Source organism: uncultured Succiniclasticum sp. (assembly GCF_902793885.1).
Classification (GTDB): Bacteria; Bacillota; Negativicutes; order Acidaminococcales; family Acidaminococcaceae; genus Succiniclasticum.
The window spans coordinates 1-19,463 of sequence record NZ_CADBFF010000013.1; the positions used below are offsets into that span (position 1 = coordinate 1).

The 19,463-nt window shown below is 51.3% G+C and carries 18 protein-coding genes and 8 tRNA genes; 23 read left to right on the plus strand and 3 right to left on the minus strand.

The genetic code is table 11. From position 1 onward, the window contains the following. Positions 1 to 511: 511 nt before the first annotated feature. The 15 genes from QZV31_RS07610 to QZV31_RS07680 all read left to right on the plus strand — a co-directional run bounded on the left by QZV31_RS07610 (position 512) and on the right by QZV31_RS07680 (position 5,591). Complete coding sequence (locus QZV31_RS07610) at positions 512 to 1,900, plus strand: hypothetical protein (protein WP_295359461.1); 1,389 nt, start codon at positions 512 to 514, stop codon at positions 1,898 to 1,900. A 4-nt stretch (positions 1,901 to 1,904) separates the two neighbouring features. Continuing rightward, positions 1,905 to 2,192, plus strand: a complete 288-nt coding sequence (locus QZV31_RS07615; protein WP_295359462.1) for a hypothetical protein — start codon at positions 1,905 to 1,907, stop codon at positions 2,190 to 2,192. Position 2,193: 1 nt separating this feature from the next. After that, entirely contained in the window at positions 2,194 to 2,613 is a 420-nt protein-coding gene (locus QZV31_RS07620; protein ID WP_295359463.1) for a hypothetical protein, read from the plus strand. 77 nt (positions 2,614 to 2,690) lie between these two features. Beyond that, positions 2,691 to 2,933 carry a hypothetical protein gene (locus tag QZV31_RS07625; protein WP_295359464.1) on the plus strand — a complete coding sequence of 81 codons (243 nt, stop codon included), beginning with the start codon at positions 2,691 to 2,693 and terminating at the stop codon, positions 2,931 to 2,933. Between the two features lie 147 nt (positions 2,934 to 3,080). Beyond that, complete coding sequence (locus tag QZV31_RS07630) at positions 3,081 to 3,623, plus strand: phage holin family protein (protein WP_295359465.1); 543 nt, start codon at positions 3,081 to 3,083, stop codon at positions 3,621 to 3,623. A gap of 1 nt (position 3,624) precedes the next feature. Then, positions 3,625 to 4,206 carry an N-acetylmuramoyl-L-alanine amidase gene (locus tag QZV31_RS07635; RefSeq protein ID WP_295359466.1) on the plus strand — a complete coding sequence of 194 codons (582 nt, stop codon included), beginning with the start codon at positions 3,625 to 3,627 and terminating at the stop codon, positions 4,204 to 4,206. 5 nt (positions 4,207 to 4,211) lie between these two features. Beyond that, positions 4,212 to 4,673: a hypothetical protein gene (locus tag QZV31_RS07640; RefSeq protein WP_295359467.1), complete on the plus strand. Its 462-nt coding sequence runs from the start codon at positions 4,212 to 4,214 to the stop codon at positions 4,671 to 4,673. A 250-nt stretch (positions 4,674 to 4,923) separates the two neighbouring features. Continuing rightward, positions 4,924 to 4,998, plus strand: a tRNA-Gln gene (locus QZV31_RS07645). A gap of 2 nt (positions 4,999 to 5,000) precedes the next feature. Continuing rightward, positions 5,001 to 5,076, plus strand: a tRNA-Trp gene (locus QZV31_RS07650). 2 nt (positions 5,077 to 5,078) lie between these two features. Further along, positions 5,079 to 5,153 (plus strand) — tRNA-Ile (locus QZV31_RS07655). 3 nt (positions 5,154 to 5,156) lie between these two features. Beyond that, positions 5,157 to 5,247 (plus strand) — tRNA-Ser (locus tag QZV31_RS07660). A gap of 4 nt (positions 5,248 to 5,251) precedes the next feature. Then, positions 5,252 to 5,341 (plus strand) — tRNA-Ser (locus QZV31_RS07665). 3 nt (positions 5,342 to 5,344) lie between these two features. Further along, positions 5,345 to 5,419: transfer RNA gene (locus tag QZV31_RS07670), tRNA-Asn, on the plus strand. Between the two features lie 3 nt (positions 5,420 to 5,422). Further along, positions 5,423 to 5,499: transfer RNA gene (locus QZV31_RS07675), tRNA-Thr, on the plus strand. A 5-nt stretch (positions 5,500 to 5,504) separates the two neighbouring features. Beyond that, positions 5,505 to 5,591 (plus strand) — tRNA-Tyr (locus QZV31_RS07680). Between the two features lie 346 nt (positions 5,592 to 5,937). Here QZV31_RS07680 and epsC read toward each other — a convergent pair. Further along, complete coding sequence (gene epsC / locus QZV31_RS07685) at positions 5,938 to 6,894, minus strand: serine O-acetyltransferase EpsC (RefSeq protein ID WP_093729085.1); 957 nt, start codon at positions 6,892 to 6,894, stop codon at positions 5,938 to 5,940. A gap of 359 nt (positions 6,895 to 7,253) precedes the next feature. Between epsC and rplU the strand changes: the two genes are divergently transcribed. The 4 genes from rplU to QZV31_RS07705 all read left to right on the plus strand — a co-directional run bounded on the left by rplU (position 7,254) and on the right by QZV31_RS07705 (position 9,849). Continuing rightward, entirely contained in the window at positions 7,254 to 7,565 is a 312-nt protein-coding gene (gene rplU / locus QZV31_RS07690; RefSeq protein ID WP_093729086.1) for a 50S ribosomal protein L21, read from the plus strand. Positions 7,566 to 7,568: 3 nt separating this feature from the next. Beyond that, positions 7,569 to 7,907, plus strand: coding sequence for a ribosomal-processing cysteine protease Prp (locus QZV31_RS07695; RefSeq protein ID WP_093729087.1), 339 nt, complete (start codon positions 7,569 to 7,571; stop codon positions 7,905 to 7,907). Continuing rightward, a complete protein-coding gene (rpmA, locus tag QZV31_RS07700; RefSeq protein WP_093729088.1) occupies positions 7,900 to 8,193 on the plus strand; it encodes a 50S ribosomal protein L27 in 294 nt (97 codons plus the stop codon). The genes QZV31_RS07695 and rpmA overlap by 8 nt, the downstream gene beginning before the upstream one ends. Positions 8,194 to 8,667: 474 nt before the next feature. Further along, positions 8,668 to 9,849 carry an acyltransferase gene (locus QZV31_RS07705; protein WP_295359468.1) on the plus strand — a complete coding sequence of 394 codons (1,182 nt, stop codon included), beginning with the start codon at positions 8,668 to 8,670 and terminating at the stop codon, positions 9,847 to 9,849. Between the two features lie 482 nt (positions 9,850 to 10,331). Here the strand turns inward: QZV31_RS07705 and QZV31_RS07710 are convergent, their stop codons facing one another. Continuing rightward, a complete protein-coding gene (locus QZV31_RS07710; RefSeq protein ID WP_295359469.1) occupies positions 10,332 to 10,790 on the minus strand; it encodes an Hsp20/alpha crystallin family protein in 459 nt (152 codons plus the stop codon). A gap of 839 nt (positions 10,791 to 11,629) precedes the next feature. On the opposite strand from QZV31_RS07710, the gene QZV31_RS07715 reads away from it, so the two are divergent. Beyond that, positions 11,630 to 16,057 carry an acyl-CoA dehydratase activase-related protein gene (locus tag QZV31_RS07715; protein ID WP_295359470.1) on the plus strand — a complete coding sequence of 1,476 codons (4,428 nt, stop codon included), beginning with the start codon at positions 11,630 to 11,632 and terminating at the stop codon, positions 16,055 to 16,057. Positions 16,058 to 16,402: 345 nt separating this feature from the next. Here QZV31_RS07715 and QZV31_RS07720 read toward each other — a convergent pair whose 3' ends face one another. After that, positions 16,403 to 16,891 carry a hypothetical protein gene (locus QZV31_RS07720; RefSeq protein ID WP_295359471.1) on the minus strand — a complete coding sequence of 163 codons (489 nt, stop codon included), beginning with the start codon at positions 16,889 to 16,891 and terminating at the stop codon, positions 16,403 to 16,405. Positions 16,892 to 17,066: 175 nt separating this feature from the next. On the opposite strand from QZV31_RS07720, the gene QZV31_RS07725 reads away from it, so the two are divergent. From QZV31_RS07725 to QZV31_RS07735, 3 genes are all read left to right on the plus strand, one after another. Next, positions 17,067 to 17,753 carry a uracil-DNA glycosylase gene (locus QZV31_RS07725; protein ID WP_295359472.1) on the plus strand — a complete coding sequence of 229 codons (687 nt, stop codon included), beginning with the start codon at positions 17,067 to 17,069 and terminating at the stop codon, positions 17,751 to 17,753. 258 nt (positions 17,754 to 18,011) lie between these two features. Then, complete coding sequence (locus QZV31_RS07730; protein ID WP_295359473.1) at positions 18,012 to 18,851, plus strand: threonine/serine exporter family protein; 840 nt, start codon at positions 18,012 to 18,014, stop codon at positions 18,849 to 18,851. After that, a complete protein-coding gene (locus tag QZV31_RS07735) occupies positions 18,848 to 19,369 on the plus strand; it encodes a threonine/serine exporter family protein (protein ID WP_295359474.1) in 522 nt (173 codons plus the stop codon). The genes QZV31_RS07730 and QZV31_RS07735 overlap by 4 nt, the downstream gene beginning before the upstream one ends. Positions 19,370 to 19,463 lie beyond the last annotated feature (94 nt).

The window sequence follows — 19,463 nt, forward strand, 5'->3', positions numbered from 1 at the left end:
CCCCCTCCCTCGAGTATAGGGGTTATTTGGTGTATAGCGAGCGCTTTGTTCCTGTCTTGTGCTTCGGTTCCTTGAACTACGGGGCGGCGAATTACGGCCTGTCCTGCGCGCACCTCTACTACGGCGTGACGAATGCGTACTGGAACATCGTGTCGCGTCCTTCTCCAAACGGGAATCGCGGGGGTGAATGGGCAGCGGCTGCATAGCCCGCCCAGAGGGGGTGTCCCCCTCCCTCGAGTATAGGGGTTATTTGGTGTATAGCGAGCGCTCTGTTCCTGTCTTATGCTTCGGTAACTTGAACAACGGGACGACGAATTACGGCCTGTCCTACGCGAACCTCAACAACGGCGTGACGAATGCGAACTGGAACATCGTGTCGCGTCCTTCTCATATTCTGTCAAAAACCTTTTTAATACTTGCACTAAATAATCCGCGCTGCGGCGAAAATTGACAGCTACACCGCCGGGCTGGTAGGAAACGAACGCCCGGTACTGGCAAAGAAGGTATTCTCATGCGCAGAAGTTGTAAGGACATTAATCTGCGTGATTACAAAACTGTGTTACCGTGGGTGTGGGACTGTATCAAACGTCACTACAAACGGTTCGATTTCCGGGGTATGTTGGCCAAAAACGGCATATCCCGGATTGACTATGCCCGCGCCTGCGAAAACAGCGACCTGACAATACTTGCACCGGCCATTAAGCGTATTGCAAAAGACGCTGTACAGCGCATTGCAGAACGCAACCTTGCGCTGCCGCCGATACGGAACCGGAAGAAGATGGACGCTTCGACCGGCAAGGAACGGCTGATAGGATGCGAAAGTGCCATGCAGCAGGTTTTCGATTCCATTGCGACGTATGCCGTGACGGATATATGGAAACGGCGTATCGTATGGCATCAGGTGTCCAGCATAAAGGGCAGAGGGCCGTTGCACGGTGCGAAAATCATACGGAAGTGGGTACAGGATGACAACCGCGCCATGCGTTACGCACAGGCGCACGGCCTTGCTTACACGCCGGTCTGCAAATACCACGTCAAAGGCGACATTACAAAATGCTTTCCGTCAGCCCGGTATGAAATATTTATGAAGTTTTTCCGGCGTGACTGCGGCAATGAAGATTTGCTGTGGCTATGGGAAGAACTGCTGAAATCTCACCGGGTGGACGGCTATCAGGGATTTATGATAGGTAGCAACGTAAGCCAGTGGGGCATGCAGTACATGTTATCCTTTGTGTACCGCTACGCTATGAGCCTTGCCACGGAACGGCGCGGCAAGCGTATTAAAATGGTAAACCATGCGATTTTCTTTATGGACGATTTGGAACTGATCGGCAGCAACCGGAAGAACCTGAAAACGGCCATGCGGAAAATCACGAAGTATGCCAAAGACACTTTTGGACTGGTTATCAAAGTTTCATGGCAGATTCACGAACTGGAAACGCATCCTATTGATATGATGGGGTACGTCGTACACCGGAACGGGAAAATGACCATACGGGCAAGAGTGTTCATTCGTGGCAGACGCATGGTGCTGCGCTATCACCGCTTACGCAAACTGACACTGGAACAGGCCAGGCGGCTAACTTCTTACAAAGGAAATTTCAAACACGCCAATATCAGGTATGTGAGAGAGAGGAAAGACAGTGATGAAAAAATAGATATTCTGACCGCTTGCGATTATGCAGCAGGCGTGATTAGTCGATATGACAGGGAGGCTTTATATGGTAGTAACATACGACCACGAACCCCAGCCGGTGAAATACATGCCGCTGCCGGACGGGCAAGCGGATGTGTGGATCCGCGCCCAAGTCCAGCAGGTAACGGACGAAGAAGGGACGCGCTGGACGGCGCAGGAAGTTTATTTCCGCACCCGGCAGACGTTACAGGAAGTAGCGAATAACGCTATGGAAATCTTTTTCAGGGAAAGCGGATTAGAGGAACACTTCACAAAACTTGTGCAGGACTTCATGGATAAGACGGCGCAGACAAGAGGATATGACAATATCGCTTCGGCCTGTTCCTATGCCAACAGCACGGACACAACTTTCCGGGCAGAAGGGCAAGCCTGCCTTGCGTGGCGTGATTCCTGCTGGCGGCGCTGCTATAACATTGAGGATTCTGTCAAAGCTGGATTGGCCGCAATCCCAACAGACGAAGCGTTATTAAGTATGCTACCTGCTTTGGAGTGGTAAAATGCGAACCCCCGTATTCAACAGACCGAAGAACGACATAAGGATTCTGCGGCTGGCGACTGGTTACGCAGTCGTCACGCTGTATGCGTCCTTTGTGGAAACACCAAAAGAACTTTTGTCTACGGGGGGGGTACATTTGACAGCGAATGCGGTGGAAATTAAAGTACCGGACATGCCGGATTTGGAAATGGACGTACTCCACCGTTTTGCCTACTATTATGATAGGGCAGTGAGAGAAGAGATAAAATGGCTCACCCTGCAGTACTCCAAGGTAGTAAATGAGATTGTTGCAAAGCTGCCGCCGGGTAAAAAACAGGCTGTTATTACAAAGGCCGACGAAATTATCCGGCAGATAGCGCACGGCGACAAGCCGTTTATCATCCAGCAGGAATTTGCGAAGATATTAAAATACTATATTTGAAGTAAAAGGTAGAACACCCGGCAGTAATCGTGCTGCCGGGTTTTTCTATACAAATTTTTAAGAAAGGTGGAAGAATTATGGCAATGACCAAGAGTGATTTTTACAAAGTGCATCTGAAGCCCCGCGAAGCGTATACCTATTTCCTGGCTAATAAGGAAACAGATACAACCTTGCTTCCGGCACCGAGAACCGAGGTAGAACAGCAGATGTATAGCGACTGCGTAACTGCGGCAACCGCGCTGTTAGCAGCGGCAACCGAAGCAGAAGCAACCGAAGCAGGAGGAAGTGGCGGTTCCAACAGTAGCAGTACTGGCGGCTAATAATACGAGACAATATAAAGCACCTGTCTTTTTCCGGACAGGTGCTTTTCATTTAAGAAAGGGGGAAGTTGTTATGGCTCAGAACAAACAGCTTCACTTCGCATCCGGCTTTCTGGTGTTGGGAACCTTTGTAGCGGGGGCGGCATTATGGATGTTTTAAAAGAGATATTTTCTAAAGTTAAGTGGTCAGAAACGGCATTAGAGATAGCAAACAAAGGATTTGAGAAGCTGACGTTTTCTGCCATCGGCGCAACACTGATGGATCTCGGGACGATATTCTCCATGTTCATCATCCTCATTGTTATGGACATACTCACACGCTGCATGGCTATGTCAGCACTGCTATGGCGTAACACGTATGGGCCGGAAATCGTCAAGCGGCGTGGGAATCTGCTGAACTATATCAAGTGGACGTGGCAGGCGCACAAATGGCGGTACATTGACAGTTCTGCCCTGCGTGATGGATTTTGGAGCAAAGTCATCACTTATTTTATTTTGTTGGTAGTTGCAACGTGTGGCGACCAAATTTTACGGATATCGCACTTACCGCCGTTTGTGCTGATAATCTTTTGCGGGATTTTGGTATGCACGGAAATTCTCTCTATTTTGGAGAACCTGGGAGAGTGCGGCGTATCTTCCGTGCGTGACATTAAGAGCCTGATACAAAAAAGAAAGGAAGGTATAAAGTAAAATGGCTTATATCCCATTACGGTATTGCAGGAGAGTAGATTTATCAGAATTACGGGATATTGCCCAAAGCGCACGTGGCGAAATCAGTCACGTTTATTCACACTGGACGGCTGGCTTATACTCACAGGCGTTTGACGACTACCATATTCTTGTGGACCATGACGGGAAAATTTATGTGACCACCGATGATATGGAAGAGTACAAGGCGCACACTTATAAACGGAATTGGAAGGCCGTCGGCATTGCAATGATGTGCGGGTACGGAGCCATTGCGAATGAAGGAAGAGACGCTGATTTGGGTGAATATCCACCGACATTATTACAGATAGAAGCATTGGCGCAGGCAACAGCGGTTTTATCTAATGCGCTTAATTTAGAAATCAACCGCGCCAACTTCATGACGCATTGTGAAGCTGCGATAGAGGACAACTACGGGCCGTACAGCGGTGATCCGGAGACGCGCTGGGACTTGTGGTATCTTCCGGATCTGTGTGCAGCTGGACGCCCCATGAGACAGGGCGGCGACTTATGGCGTGGAAAGGCGGCTTTTTATCAGCGGGAATGGGGCGTAAAAGGAGATTGATATGTATGATGCTATTCGAGGATTTTGGCGTGAAAGAAAAAAAGATTTTATTGTTGTTGCTATCGGCATTGCTGTCTTTTTGGTTGGTTTTTGCGCCGGTTACTTCTGCGGAATCCGCAATGCCGGAAAAACAGACGGTAGCGATGTATCAAATCACGGAACCGGAATTAGTGCAGTTGGAAACGAACTTAGCACAGCTAAAGAGCATCAACAGCAGATTACAGATGGACTTGAAAGTGCAGTCGGACGAAGCGACAGCATTGAAGCAAGAAGTGACAAAATTAAAAAGACAGCTGGAGAAGCTGCTTCTGCTGTCACAGACGCAGGGCGAATCATTGACGAATGCCAACAAATTGTTGGCAGAGTACGCAACAGAGGCCAAGCGGGAACGCCTGCGAATTAAGGCGCAGCGGAACACGTGGGAGGCCGTGGCTGCCTGCCTGGTAATCGCCCTTGCGGTTAAATAGCGATACATTATTTCACATCGGAATTTTGCCAAAGCGCACACATTATGTATAATGAAATCAGTGGAGGGAATGAACACAGATAAGGCGCTGTCTGTCCCTCTGCGGCATGGGCCTTTGTTCGGGTGCTATGCCGTTACTACCCTGCGCATTGCGCAGGCTTACAAAAGCCGCCGTGAAGGATAAGGCTGGGTTCCCGAATGGGAGTAGCCGGGAACGGTTAGAATTCCTTTGCCCCTGGGCGGCTTTTCATTTCCGGCTGGTGTAATCGGTAACACAACGGTCTTTGGCACCGTTATTGTTGGTTCGAGTCCAGCGCCGGAAGCCAACATGTCGGTAGTTTAACTGGAAAAACAACAGTCTCCAAAACTGTAAGATGTGGGTTCAAATCCTACCCGATATGCCAATGCTCCTTTAGTTCAAGGGTCAGAACGGGCGACTTATAATCGCCTGATGGTGGTTCAAGTCCATCCGGGAGCACCAAACGGAGACGTAAGCCTAACTGGTAAGGCAGTGGTTTGCTAAACCGCCAGTAGCGTGAAAACGTGTGCAGATTCGAGTTCTGCCGTCTCCGCCAATACGGAGCAGTACTCAAGCTGGCTGAAGAGATCTGTCTTGAAAACAGAGAGGGCCGCAAGGCCGCGAGGGTTCAAATCCTTCCTGCTCCGCCAAACTGCGGTATAGTTCAATGGTAGAGCAGCGCCCTGTTAAGGCGTCCGTTATAGGTTCGAGTCCTATTACCGCAGCCACATGCCGGATTAGCTCAGTAGGCAAGAGCGGCTGCCTTGTAAGCAGCGGGTCATGGGTTAAAGTCCTATATCCGGCTCCATTTTTGGGCGGGTGTGCCGAGTAGCGAAGGCAGCGGACTGTAAATCCGCCACGTAAGATACACCGTAGGTGCAACTCCTACCCCGTTCACCAATTAAAAAAGGGGAAAGAGCGTCTAACAAGATGCCCTTATTCTTTAAAGGTATGCCGAAGCATACCTTTATTTTTTTTGGAATTTTAAAGATAAACAACATGTGCTGTATTGGCAAGTTACAGGCAAGTTAGAAAACCTTGCAAACTTCGCAATTGTTGCGAGGTTCATGCGAGGTTGGCAAGTTACCAGCAAGTTAGGCAGCAAAATAAAATTTCACAAACAACCGTCCGTGACTTATACTATATAATAGGTTAGAACACGATAAAGCACTGCTCCGCCATATAATTAACATAAAAAAAGCAGGCTGATGGCCTGCTTTTTTATATTTACATCGCATTTTACAAACTAAATCGTGTAAAACCAGGTTGTGCTCTGATCCAGATCCTTGGCTTCCGCGTCGGGTCTGCCCTTGCTGCTGATGTGCAGCTCCTGGCTCTTGATGCTCACGTTGGATCCGGGAGGCACGGACATGGTAATAAAAGTGTTGCCGCCGATGACAGAGTCGTGACCAATCACGGTCTCACCGCCCAGAATGGAAGCACCGGAGTAAATCGTAACGTTGTCCTCGATGGTGGGGTGGCGCTTTTTGCTGCGCAGGTTCTGCCCGCCACGGGTTGACAGCGCGCCGATGGTAACGCCCTGGTAAATCTTCACGTTGTCGCCGATGATGGTGGTCTCGCCCACAACGATGCCTGTGCCGTGGTCAATAAAGAAGTACCGGCCAATCGTGGCGCCTGGATGGATGTCGATGCCAGTCTTGCTGTGGGCATATTCCGACATGATGCGGGGCAGCATGGGCACCCCTAAATCGTAGAACTCGTGCGCCAGCCGGAATACCATAATGGCGTACATGCCCGGGTAGCAGAAAATAATTTCGTCTTTATTGAAAGCAGCCGGGTCCCCGTCGAACTCCGCCTGCACAGAAGTTTCCACCAGGTCCCGGATTTTGGGTATGCGGGACAGAAACTCCATGGCGATTTCCTGGGCCCGCTCCATGCTGGTGTGGTAATCGGCGCCGCTGAATTCCGGCAGGTAACGCAGGTACATGGAAATCTGCTTGGTCAGATTGAACAGCACATCCTCGATGAGGGTCTGCAAATTATTCTCTGCCGTATAAAAATGATAATTCTTATTGCGGTAGTATCCGGGAAACAAAATCTTCTGCAACTTGTCCAGAATATCAACCACCACGTCCATGTCGGGGCTGGTGAAAGCATTCATCTTATCGATGGTACGCCCCTGACCGTAGTCCTTCAATATATCTGTTGTCAGCTTTTTGATCTTTGGTTCTATATTTTTCATGAGAGCCTCCTGCGCGTTGGGTTGGTTCAATTTATATTGTTATGTACCATTATAGCAGAGGTTCAGGGAAATTACTATATTTAATTAACCGGCCGGGAGTATCTTTATAGCGCTCCGCGTATTCAGATGATTTCAGCCGGAACATAAAGTTGTTGACATCCCCGTTGCTTTATGATATTATATCTCAGTCTGGACGATTCTGTCCGGCCCCAACCGCGCAAGAAGGTCCCGTAAACCGTCACGGCGCGATGCGAAACGCACAGCCGCGCAGCCAAACGCAGCGCAGCAGACACGCAGTATCGCAGAAAAATGTGTGACGTACCGTAATTGGCGAGTCCATGAAGAGGGAGGTGCAATGCATGTACGCAATTATCAAAACCGGCGGCAAACAGTACAAAGTAGCAGAAGGCGACGTTCTGAACGTAGAAAAGCTGGACGCGGAAAAAGGTGCTGAAGTCGTATTTGATGAAGTTCTGGCTATCGTAAACGATGGCGAAGTAACCGTAGGCAAACCGTTCATCGACGGCGCTAAAGTTACCGCTACCGTAGAAGAGCAGGGCAAAGGCGAAAAGATTTTGGTCTTCAAATACAGAGCCAAAGTTAACTATCGCAAACGCGCTGGTCATCGTCAGCCGTTCACTGCTGTAAAAATCAGCGGCATTCAGGCTTAATGTATGATTACCATCGATTTATACAGGAACCATAAAGGAGAAATCACAGGTTTCCGGTCTCAGGGCCACGCGGGTGACGCCCCGGCCGGAGAAAGCATCCTATGCGCCTGGGTCTCCGCGGCGACGCAGATGGCTCTTGTAGGTTTGGAACAGCAACTGAAGTATCCCGTGGACTATCAGGTGGATCAGAAAAAAGGCGTGTTGCAGGTAACGCTGCAACGGACGCCTGACATAAAAAGCCAGTCTCTGCTGGGCAGTATGGAAATCGTACTGTATCAGCTGGCTGAGCAGTGTCCGCAAGATGTTCGAATTCGCGAACATGGAGGTGAAATGAATGTTTAAACTTATTCTGCAGTTACATGCACATAAAAAAGGTACCGGTTCTTCCCACAACGGTCGTGACTCCAACTCCCAGCGTCTGGGAACCAAAGCACACGACGGTAAGGTTGTAACCGCCGGCAGCATCATCGTGCGCCAGCATGGTACCCGTTTCCATGTGGGCAAGAATGTTGGCATGGGCCGTGATTACACCATCTATGCCAAGATTGCAGGTGTGGTTCGTTTTGGTCGTCATGGCCGTACCGAACGCATTATCAGCGTTGAGCCCCTGGAAGCTAAAGAAGCGTAAGGTTTTGGAAGTGCAAAACCCCGTTCCGTTATGGAGCGGGGTTTTTTTGTTTATTTTGGTGATTCGCCGGGGTGGGGACGCTTTCATAGCGCTCCGCTAACGCGAGGCGCCTGCGCTGATGTCGTTGACTGCGGTTTTCGTTAGCTAAGTCTGACTGTTAGAAAGGTTTTTACTTTTCAATTTGCCTCGCGCCCTGCGGGTGCACGCTGCGCTTATTCAGTCGTCCCCGCCCCGGCTGCTGACAGAAGGCAAATTTTAAACTCTTTGCTATGGGGGCGCTAACTATATTATTTGACAAACACTCTTGCGGATGCTAAAATACAAACAGAAGAGGCGCCACCGATGAACGGTTGGCTCTAGTAAACTACTTAAAAGCAGCCGCTACCTTTGCCACGGGGCGGCTACTTTTTTTGTGTCTTGATTACTTCCAACAGCAATGATATGATGTTAACAAAAATATTTCCGAGGTTTTCTATGTCAAACCGTAACATCGTGGTAGACCGCCTGCGGGCACTGGCCATGCTGGGAGTACTCGGCATCCACATCGGGCCTTTTGTGTTTGCCTCCTCCACGCCGCGCCTTGACCTGTTTCTCCTGTTTCAGGTCTTCACACGCTTTGCCGTCCCCAGCTTCTTTTTCATTTCGGGGTATGGGCTGTTCTGTAATGATGCGCTGCACAGGCCATTTCATTATTTCAATTTTATAAAGAAACATCTGATCACGGTAGGCCTGCCTTACTTCGTCTGGTCGTTCTTTTACATTGCCATGTGGCAGTGGGAAGACATGTATCGCCCGGACCGGAGCTTTTCCGTTTCCGTACTCATCGTGAAGTTTTTGCTGGGCGAAGGCTGTTACCATATTTACTTTATGGTGATCTTGCTGTATTTTTATTTTTCCATGCCGTTCTGGCGCCGGCTGGTCAGGTGGATCAGTGAAAAATCCGCTGCAGGTATCGGTGCTTCACTTTCTGTTTTGGCAGCTCTGCAGATTTTGCTGTACCAATGGAGCGCCACCTATTGGAATTATCCGCCCTGGACCCAGGGTCACGCCATGATCATTCGTCTTTTGAACGAACGCATGAACTATCTGCCCCTGTTTTACGGTTTCATTTTCGTGTTGGGCGGCGTCTGCGCTATTCATGAAAAAAAGATTCGCAGCTGGCTGCAATGTCATTTTACCTCCAGCCTGGGCGTTTTTCTGCTTTCCTGTGCTGTGCTGGTTTGGAAATTTAAACAGTACGTGCTGGCAGGCATCCCGTTGGAAGATATCCCTGCCAAATATATGACCCAGCTCACCCCGGAAGGTCTGCTCTATACCGTGTGCTGGTTGCTATTCTTCAGCGCTGCGCTGGAGAAGCTGGAAAATCGTGTAGATGAAGAAGGGGCCGATTTGGCAGAAAAAAAATCAGAGAGCAGACGTTCGTTTTTGGATGTGCTCTCCGAATACTCTATGATTATTTACCTGATCCATCCCTTGTTCCTATACTATTGGCTGCAGTGGTTCCAGCTGTTGGGCTTTTCCATTGCGCAGGTACCGGTAGTAGTGTTTTACGTATTAGTATTAGTGACTTCGTTGTTAGCAGGTGTGGTAATTCACAAACTTGCAAAAAAAAGCCGGCCTGTAGGTTTAGCGCTTTTAGGCAGGCAGCCGAAATAATATTTTAACAAAACACTTGCATTTTATTGCGAACAAGCGTACAATATATTTCAGGGTGTCACCATAAACGGTGGACGGTTGGCCTTCTTCGGAGGGTCTGTACCCTCCGATTACGCAGAATCCTAAAAAGATTTTTGCAGAAAGGGGGGACAACTTATGAGTTCTTTTGAAGAAATGCAAATCATGCTGATAGTCTTAATGATTATTGTGCCCCTGATTGTAGAACTGATAAAAGCAACAAAAAAGTAGCCGCCCGCGCTAAGGATACGGCTACTTTTAAGTAGTTAACCTGGGCCAACCGTTCATCGGTGGCACCTCTTCTATTTGTATTTTAGCATCCGCAAGAGTGTTTGTCAAACAAAAAGCTCCCCCATAGCAAAGAGTTTAATATTTACCTTCTGTCACCACCCCGGCTGCTGCATCATAAAATACGAAAAACCCCGCTCCATGACGGAACGGGGTTTTCTTAGCTCTACATACTTTTACCCCTCAATCGCAATGTACTTCTTGCCCTCCACAGCCTTCGGATCCTTCTTGGGGATGTTCAGCCGCAGGGTGCCGTCCTCAAACTTCGCCTTGATGTCCTCCACCGTAACGGCCGGCCCTACATAGAAGCTGCGAGAGCAGGCGCCGCTGTACCGTTCCTGACGGATGTACTTGCCTTCCTCATCCTTTTCATCCTTGTCCAGGGACTTGGCGGCGGTGATGGTCATATACCCATCTTCCAGCTGTACCTGGATCCCTTCCTTCTTGAAGCCCGGCAGATCCACGATCACATCATAGCTGTCCTTGTTTTCCCGGATATCCGTCTTCATAATGTTGGACGCATGCTTGCCATACAACGGGGAATGACCCTTGCCAAAGAAATTGGGGTTCATCAGACCACTGTCATTCATCCACTCATCAAATAAATTTTCGCCAAAAATGCTCGGTAACATCATAACTCATTCCTCCATTCGCTGCGGCTGTGGCTTCGCGCCGCAACCGCGATATCATAATTTAAATTTTTGATAACGTTTGGAAACAACAGATCCAACTACTGACTTTTTGACTTTTAACCCTTAAATAAAAGGCCTCGCGGCCAATCGTTTCAGGTTAAAAATCATGGGAAGAAGCCTTGCGACCTCGTCCTCAATAGTCCTTTCCTTGTTTCTACACATACTATACCACGTTTTGTTAGCACTGTCAAGAGTTGAGTGCTAATTTTTTTTAAAATTTATTCCTTGTATTTTAATCCTCGCATAACACCATGTTTTTTTCTGCGTTTTTTATAACCATCCATGCACATTCCCATAATCCCGGAAAAAATTTCTTAATTAATAGGAAAAGAGTATGGCTTTTTTGAGAAAATAGTATATAATATAAAGTTGAATAGGTGTTGGTTCCATTCGCTGACTCTGTTCACCGAAAAGGAGAAACGCTCTCATTAGGCTGCTCTCCGGGAAACGTATATGTACGGCGTTTCCTTATGCACAGTTCTTTGCATACAGTCAGTGCAAACCGCCTGTGCAAACTGTCTGTGCGAACCATTTCGCACACAACTTACAGCATTCTGAAGCTTGCGGAAGAAACTTTCATCAGGTGACTTCAGGCAGGGTTTCGGAATTGGACAACGCGGAAATCATGAGTCCGTGAGTTGTCCGTCTGCGGAAACTCTGATGCATTTCCGTCAGCGTTGCATCGGCTGTAGTGTGATAACCCACTGCAGATTATGCCATGTACGCTGCAGGTAAAACGCCATCAGCCTTTCCTTTTACATATATTATATCGAGGTGCTTCAATGACGAACAATTTCAAATCGCAGATCACTACCGACGCAGCCGGGCGGAAACGCAGCGCTGTGCCGGCGGAAGGTTCTGCGTCCTACAAAGTGGGGATCGATATCGGCTCCACGACTATCAAAGTTGTGGTATTAGATGCGGAGGAACATATTGTTTACAAACATTATGCCCGCCACTTCTCTGATATCCCCACCGCGTTAGTAACCAACCTCACTGCGCTGCAAGACGTGGTGGGGCCCTCCCGTTTCCGCTTCGCCCTTACCGGCTCGGCGGGCATGGGCATCGCCCAGCGGCTGCAGCTGCCCTTCGTACAGGAAGTCATCGCGGCGGCCACGGCGGTGAAAAAACTCATCCCCCAGACTGACACCATGGTGGAACTGGGAGGCGAAGACGCCAAGATCATGTACTTCGGCAGCGCGCCGGAAGAACGTATGAACGGCGTCTGCGCAGGCGGTACCGGCGCCTTCATCGACCACATGGCGGCTCTTCTGAACACCGATGCCAAAGGCCTCAACGACTTGGCCGCCAACGCCCGGCGCATCTACACCATAGCCTCCCGCTGCGGCGTATTTGCCAAAACGGACATCCAGGCCCTCATGAACGACGGGGCCTCCAAAGAAGACATCGCCAAATCCATTTTCCAGGCGGTGGTGAACCAGACCATCGGCAACCTGGCCCAGGGCCGGGAGATCACCGGCAACGTAGCCTTTTTAGGCGGGCCGCTCTATTTCCTGCCGGAGCTGAAAAAGCGTTTTATAGAGACTCTGAAGATGGATCCGGAACACGTGGTGAACGTGGAAGACGGAGCCTACTTCGTGGCCGTGGGCGCAGCCCTTTCCGAAGAAACCAAGGAGCTGGAGTTCAAAGACCTCACCGCCAACCTGGACAAAGCGGAAGCCGGTCACGGCATCGCCCGGGACGAGCGGCTGGCCCTGTTCCGCAGCAGCGAAGAATACGACGCCTTTATTGAACGTCACAACAAAGACAAAGTGAAACGCGGGGACCTGGCCACCTACGCAGGCCCGGTTTACGTAGGCATCGACGCCGGTTCCACCACTACCAAAATCGTGGCCATCGGCAGTGAAAAAGAAATTTTATACACCGATTACGGCAGCAACCAGGGCTCACCTCTGAAGATCGTCATCAAAGAGCTGACAGGCCTGTATAAAGCCATGCCCGAAACAGCCTGGATCGCAGGCTGCCTTACCACGGGCTACGGGGAAAACATTGTCAAGGCAGCCCTTCACGCGGACGAAGGGGAAGTGGAAACCTTTGCCCACTATCGCGCCGCCTATGAGTTCTGCCCCGAAGTCACCTGCGTGCTGGACATCGGCGGGCAGGACATGAAATGCTTCCAGATCAGCAACGGCAACATCGGCAAAATTACCCTGAACGAAGCCTGCTCGGCGGGCTGCGGTTCGTTTATTGAAAACTTTGCCCAGGGCCTGGGCATGAGCGCCGCGGAGTTCGCGGACAAGGCCATGGACAGCAAAACCCCCGTAGATCTGGGCACCCGCTGTACCGTGTTCATGAATTCCCGGGTGAAGCAGGCCCAGAAAGAAGGAGCGCCCCTGGCGGATATTTCCGCCGGCATCGGCCTCTCGGTCATTAAAAACGCCCTCTTCAAAGTCATGCAGCTGAAAGACGTCAGCGAGCTGGGGGACCACATTGTGGTTCAGGGCGGTACTTTCTATAATAATGCAGTGCTCCGGAACATGGAAAAACTGTTAGGGAAGGATGTCATCCGTCCGGATATCGCCGGTCTTATGGGCGCCTACGGGGCGGCTATCCTTTCCCTGGAGAAAACGGAAAGCGAAGCCGCGGAAGCAGAAAAACATTCCACCCTTCTCGGCCTGGAACAGCTGGCCAATTTTACTGTCACCACCAAATCCTACCGCTGCAACGGCTGCGGCAACCACTGCCTGGTGACCATGCAGACCTTCCCCGACGGGGGCCGTTACTTTACCGGCAACCGCTGCGAACGGGGCGAAGGCAAACCGAAGAATACCAACAAGGCGCCTAATATCTATGAATACAAATACCAGCGCCTGTTTAATTATCCAAACGTAACGGACCCGGCTGCCTCCTGCGCCGCCGCGCAAACCGGCGCCTCCAACAGCAAGCGCACAGCTGCCGGCAACGGCACACGCCGTCCCAACGCCCCCCGGGGCGTCATCGGCATCCCCCGTGTCCTCAACATGTACGAAGACTTCCCCTTCTGGGCAGCCTTCTTCGGCAAACTGGGCTACGATATCGTGCTCAGCGGCAAGTCCAACCCCATGATCTACTACAAAGGCATGTCCACCATTCCCTCGGATTCCCTGTGCTACCCGGCCAAGCTGGTGCACGGCCACGTGATGGACCTGGTGGAAAAAGGCGTAAAGCGCATCTTCTACCCCTGCATGCCCTACAATATGGAAGACGACGTGAACCACACCGGCAACCACTACAACTGCCCGGTGGTGGCTTCCTACGCGGAAAACATCCGCAACAACATGGATGTGCTGCGGAACGAGAACATTGAGTTCATTGAACCTTTCCTGCCCATCAACAATCCGAAAAAGATGCTGCAGCGTCTCACGGAAGTGGAATTCTTTAAGAAAGACAACATCACCTCCAAAGAATTAAAAGCGGCCATGGACGCAGGCTACAAAGAACTGGAGCAGTACCGGGAAGACGTGCGCAACAAAGGCAAAGAAATCCTGCAGACGGCCAAAGAGAAAAACCTCCCTGTGATCCTGCTGGTAGGCCGGCCTTACCACATCGACCCGGAGATCAACCACGGTATCCCGGAGATGATCCAGTCCTACAACCTGGCCATCGTGTCGGAAGATTCCGTGTATCACATGGATACGCCCAAAGATGAGCTCAGCATTGTGAACCAGTGGAGCTATCACGCCCGGCTGTATCATGCAGCCAGCTTTGCGGCGGCCTACCCGGAAATCAACCTGATCCAGCTCAGCTCCTTCGGCTGCGGGCTGGACGCTATCACTACCAACCAGGTGCGGGAGATCATGGAAGGCCACCAGCGCCTGTACACCATGATCAAGCTGGATGAAGTCAGCAACTTAGGCGCGGCACGGATCCGGCTGCGTTCCTTATTGGCGGTGCTCAGCCGGAGGCATGTGCCCGGCTACCAGCCCATCATTACGCCGGAGCGCCCGCACTTTACCCACGATTGCAAGGGGACCCATACGATTTTAGCGCCCCAGATGGCGCCCATCCACTTCAACCTCATCAGCCACGTGCTGAACCGGTACGGGTATCAGGTGGTGATTCCGGAAACCCCCAAGGAAGATTCTATCAACCTGGGGCTGCAGTATGTGCAGAACGATATGTGTTACCCGGCCATTGTGGTCATCGGCCAGATGCTGCAGGCCCTGAAAAGCGGCAAGTATGACCCGGATAACACCAGCATCGTGCTGTTCCAGACCTGCGGCGCCTGCCGGGCCACCAATTATCTGAACCTGATGCGGCGCGCCCTGCGGAACGCAGGCTTCCCCCAGGTGCCGGCCTTTGCCTGCTGGGGGCTGGAGCAGGATGCCTTCCGTCTCAACGCCTCGGGTTTCAAAGATGTGGCCAAAGCGGTGGTGTACGGGGACCTGCTGCAGAACGTCACTAACCGGATGCGGCCTTACGAGCTGATCCCCGGTTCCACGGACAAGCTGTTTGCCAAGTGGATGGCAAAGGTGAAAGAGGAGCTGGATCACGGCAATTTCCTGAAGTACCGGCAGACCATTCAGGAGCTGGTGCAGGAGTTTGACGCCATTCCCCTGATTCCCAATCTGTGGAAGCCCAAGGTGGGCGTGGTAGGGGAAATTTTAGTAGAGTATCACCCGGTGGCCAACAATCACCTGGAAGAGGTGCTGGCCCGGGAGGGAGCGGAAGTGGTGATGCCGGAGCTGGCAAACTTCCTATTATATATGGCCTTTGACGGCATTACGCGGCACGATATTCTGGACGGCAGCTGGCTGAACAAGGTGGGCGCCCAGATGTTCATCAAGGTAGCGGATTTCTTTATGAGCCCCATGCGGAAGGCCCTGGCGAAGTCGAAGCATTTTACGGCGCCGGTTTCCATTTACAAAGTAGCGGAGCTGGCGGCGCAGCATGTGTCCCTGGGCAATATGGCCGGGGAGGGCTGGCTGCTGCCGGGCGAGATGACGAAGCTGATGGAAGAGGGCGTGCGGAATGTGGTATGCCTGCAGCCCTGGGCGTGTCTGCCCAATCATATTCTGGGCAAAGGGGTGTTCCGGGAGATCCGGCGCACGTATGAGGATGCCAATCTCGTGGCCATGGATTGCGATGCGGGGGCGTCTGAAGTGAATCAGCTGAACCGCCTGAAGCTGATGCTGAGCGTGGCGAAGGAGAAGTGTCCGGAAGGAATGCAGTTAGCGGCGCCGGCTGAAAACGCAGATAATTTAGCGTAAAGAAGGGTCGGTTCGCTAACAAGTTTATAACCCGTAATAAGAGTCATTGTAGCTGCAAAAGACAAGGTGAACAGGTAACCGAAATGCCATGGACCTATTCGCTTGCGGATTCAAAGCTAAGGATAAGATTATCCGGATAATATGAGACTATTTGTATAATAATAAAAGAGTAGTCGGGAAAACCCGACTACTCTTTTGTGTTGCGGCATGGTGAAAGATGATTTACTTACTGAGCAGCATTGTGGTCAGCGATAAGGCCGCCAAGCTGCCTGAAGGATATAATTTTCAACCGTCTGCGCCTGTGGCAAAACTGGGAATGTAGTAAAAGGATACTATCAACTATAGTTAAAGTCTTACGCTGATTCGTATGCCCGGACGCGCATAATAGCCCCATCTTCCGTAATAGGGATATCCGTAGTAATAGCCTACGGGGTACGCAACGATATAACCTCCGTACGGCCGCCAGTAGCGGCCTCTGTAATAACCGGCATACCGCCAGCGTGGCGGAGGTACCGGCCGGTGATAGCGGTGGGGCGGCAGGGACGGACGTACATAGACGCGGTCATAACGTGGTCCGCCATGATGGTGCCCGTGGTGGATAGAGGCCATGCGCCCGCCTACAGGGCCGTTCTGTCCGTGGGTTGGCGTCATCCGCACCCGGTTTCCGGTAGGCGTGTGCATCCGGTGAGACGGATTTACATGTACCCGATGGGAAGAGGCAATATGAGCCGGCGGACGCTGGCTGGTAAACACACCGGGCGGCAAAGCTGCAAAAACAGATCCGGAACTGCAAATTATCATCAGTGCTGCCGCAGCAGCAAGCGTTTTTTTCATGGCAGCCTCCTTCAAACGTAAGAGATAGTTTTGACTTTAATTTTATTTATTATAGCAGGTAAATGTGACTTTACTGTGGCAGATAATTCTTCTTGCTTTTTCATAGGAATTATGTATAATTTGATAAAAGAAGTGTGCCGGCACATATGGTTACACGAGCAAGGGAAGGATTACTATGGACACAGTTACATTCATGAAACATTTACATACCTACCGTGCCCCCCGGGTATTCAACCCCTGGCGGGAATACGAACCGGGGCTGGATATCGGGCCGTCGGCACCGGAGATCCGTTATCTTAATTTGCAGCGTTATCTGGAACTGCGGCTAAACGCGCATTACCTGTTTGTTGCGGAAGGTTTGGGCTATCAGGGAGGGCGTTTTTCCGGCATGGCGATGACCAGCGAGCGCATCCTGCTGGGGCATCACCCGGAAGTGCGGCCTGAAGAAGTGCTGGGTGAGTGGAACTATCAGCGCACCAGCAATCCGGATTCCCCTTTGCTGAAGGGAACACAGAAAACATTGGGATTCAATGAACCCACGGCTACCGTCATGTGGGGCAGTCTGCACCGTCATCATCTGGGAACTTTTGATGCCGTGCTGTGGAATATTTTTCCCTTTCACCCTCATAAAGAAGAGGGGCTGTTAACCAATCGCACTCCGGACGGCAACGAATTAAATGTAGGAATCGTGTATGCCAAACAGTTGCTGGAACTTTTGCCCAACGCGCAGGTGGTAGCCATCGGGCAGAAATCCGCCGGCACCTTGCAGAAGTTCGGCGTGCCCTGCTGCTGCGTGCCGCATCCTTCCATGGGTGGGGCGAACCGGTTTAAGGCGGCGATTGCGGAGCTGTTTGGAAAGTAAATGTTTTTCAAGGCCTGCGGGGAGCTTTTGAATAAGCGGAGCGTGCCCCGCAGGGCGCGAGGAACTCTTCATTACGTTGAACGACGAGGGCATCCCGGAAGGGTTCCCAGTTTGACGATACCGAGCAACGCGAACAGAGTGAGCGTGCGCAGTGAGGAAGTGGGAGGCGGGATGCCCTCCGTCGCGACTCCGAAGCGTTAGCGGAGCGCTATGAAAAAGATACCCGCAGGCCAAATGAAGTACAGGAGTTTTAATTTTATGTCAGATCAAAAAACTGAAAGCGGTACAGAACTGAATAAAGTCACCCAGTCCGCTCCCCTCCCGGACCTGCCGCCCATGACCAAAAATCAGGTGATGGACCTGGCCATGGACATGGGCAAGATACTGCTGAAAAGCGGCGCCGAAACCAGCCGGGTGGAAGATACCATGATGCGCTTCTGCCGCAGCTACGGATACTACGACCTGAATGTGTTCTGCACGCCTACCATAATCATTTTAGGCGACGAAAGCCCCCGGGGCAAAAGCCGTGTCTTTCGCGTGCGCTGGCGTTCTACGGATCTGGGGCTGATTATGGATGTGAATCAGCTTTCCTATAATTTCCGCTGTTGGAAGATGGGGTATGTGGAAGCCAAACGCTGGCTTCAGGACAGGTTGTCCAAGTCGCATCCCTACGGAAACAGGGTGGTTTGCGTGGCTTCCGGGCTGGGCAGCGCCTGCTTTGCCATGCTGCTGGGTTCCGCCAGCATCTATAATTTTGTGGCAGCGTTTCTGACCGGCTTCATCGCCATGACCCTGCTGAAGATGGTGAACAACTTTCATCCCACGCCTTTCTGGGAAAACTTTCTGGCAGGTTTTGCCATCGGCATCGTAGCCCAGACCTGTTGTCTGAGTCCCTACTGTACCATGGAAAACATCATTGTCGGCGCCCTGATGCCCTTTCTGCCGGGGCTGGCTTTTACCAATGGGGTGCGGGATTATATGGCGGGTGACCTGTTAAGCGGTAACAGCCGCATCGCGGAAGCCGCTCTCTTTGCCCTCTCCATAGCCATTGGACTGGTATTTGCGCTGAAGGCCTGGACCTGGGGAGGCTTGCCATGATGATGCACTATCTGCAGGCTTTTGTCTTTGCGTTTTTTGCTACGGTGGCCTTCGGGGTCCTGTTCCAGGGACCGAAGCGGATTTTGTGGCGCAGCGGGCTCATCGGCGGCCTGGGCTGGCTGGCCTTTATCGGCATGAAAGAACTCTTTTCCGTACATTCTTTCTCCGCCAACTTTCTGGCTACGGTGCTGATCGCCCTGTTCAGTGAAATTTTTGCCCGCATCTGGAAGGAACCCGTAACGGTCTTTGAGATTCCGGCCATCATCCCGCTGGTGCCCGGGCTGGGCATGTACAAAGGCATGAATTATATCTTGCAGGACTATGTAAGCTACGGCAGCGAAGTGTTGTTGGGAGCTGCCGTGGACTCCTGCGCCATCGCCCTGGGGATCATGATGGTGTCCGGCATCTTCCGTGCCCTGAAAACCGGCAGCGATATGGCCCTCCAGCGTCAGCAGGACCTGTTGGGCACAGCAGTGTCTCCGGACTTATATGTAAGCGATCCGGATGAAGAAGAGTGAATATAACGATTCTCCCCCTACAAGAAAATCTATGCAAAGATACGACTTTTATGTTATAATATCTTACGTAAGGTTTTTACACTGGCTTACTGGT

Coding starts and splice junctions, on each gene's coding strand:
- QZV31_RS07730 (WP_295359473.1), top strand. CDS start 18,012: ATGTCAGATCAAAAAACTGAAAGCGGTACAGAACTGAATAAAGTCACC.
- QZV31_RS07725 (WP_295359472.1), top strand. CDS start 17,067: ATGGACACAGTTACATTCATGAAACATTTACATACCTACCGTGCCCCC.
- QZV31_RS07710 (WP_295359469.1), bottom strand. CDS start 10,790: ATGATGTTACCGAGCATTTTTGGCGAAAATTTATTTGATGAGTGGATG.
- QZV31_RS07610 (WP_295359461.1), top strand. CDS start 512: ATGCGCAGAAGTTGTAAGGACATTAATCTGCGTGATTACAAAACTGTG.
- QZV31_RS07635 (WP_295359466.1), top strand. CDS start 3,625: ATGGCTTATATCCCATTACGGTATTGCAGGAGAGTAGATTTATCAGAA.
- QZV31_RS07625 (WP_295359464.1), top strand. CDS start 2,691: ATGGCAATGACCAAGAGTGATTTTTACAAAGTGCATCTGAAGCCCCGC.
- epsC (WP_093729085.1), bottom strand. CDS start 6,894: ATGAAAAATATAGAACCAAAGATCAAAAAGCTGACAACAGATATATTG.
- rplU (WP_093729086.1), top strand. CDS start 7,254: ATGTACGCAATTATCAAAACCGGCGGCAAACAGTACAAAGTAGCAGAA.
- QZV31_RS07620 (WP_295359463.1), top strand. CDS start 2,194: ATGCGAACCCCCGTATTCAACAGACCGAAGAACGACATAAGGATTCTG.
- QZV31_RS07695 (WP_093729087.1), top strand. CDS start 7,569: ATGATTACCATCGATTTATACAGGAACCATAAAGGAGAAATCACAGGT.
- QZV31_RS07720 (WP_295359471.1), bottom strand. CDS start 16,891: ATGAAAAAAACGCTTGCTGCTGCGGCAGCACTGATGATAATTTGCAGT.
- QZV31_RS07630 (WP_295359465.1), top strand. CDS start 3,081: ATGGATGTTTTAAAAGAGATATTTTCTAAAGTTAAGTGGTCAGAAACG.
- QZV31_RS07715 (WP_295359470.1), top strand. CDS start 11,630: ATGACGAACAATTTCAAATCGCAGATCACTACCGACGCAGCCGGGCGG.
- QZV31_RS07640 (WP_295359467.1), top strand. CDS start 4,212: ATGATGCTATTCGAGGATTTTGGCGTGAAAGAAAAAAAGATTTTATTG.
- QZV31_RS07615 (WP_295359462.1), top strand. CDS start 1,905: ATGGAAATCTTTTTCAGGGAAAGCGGATTAGAGGAACACTTCACAAAA.
- QZV31_RS07735 (WP_295359474.1), top strand. CDS start 18,848: ATGATGATGCACTATCTGCAGGCTTTTGTCTTTGCGTTTTTTGCTACG.
- rpmA (WP_093729088.1), top strand. CDS start 7,900: ATGTTTAAACTTATTCTGCAGTTACATGCACATAAAAAAGGTACCGGT.
- QZV31_RS07705 (WP_295359468.1), top strand. CDS start 8,668: ATGTCAAACCGTAACATCGTGGTAGACCGCCTGCGGGCACTGGCCATG.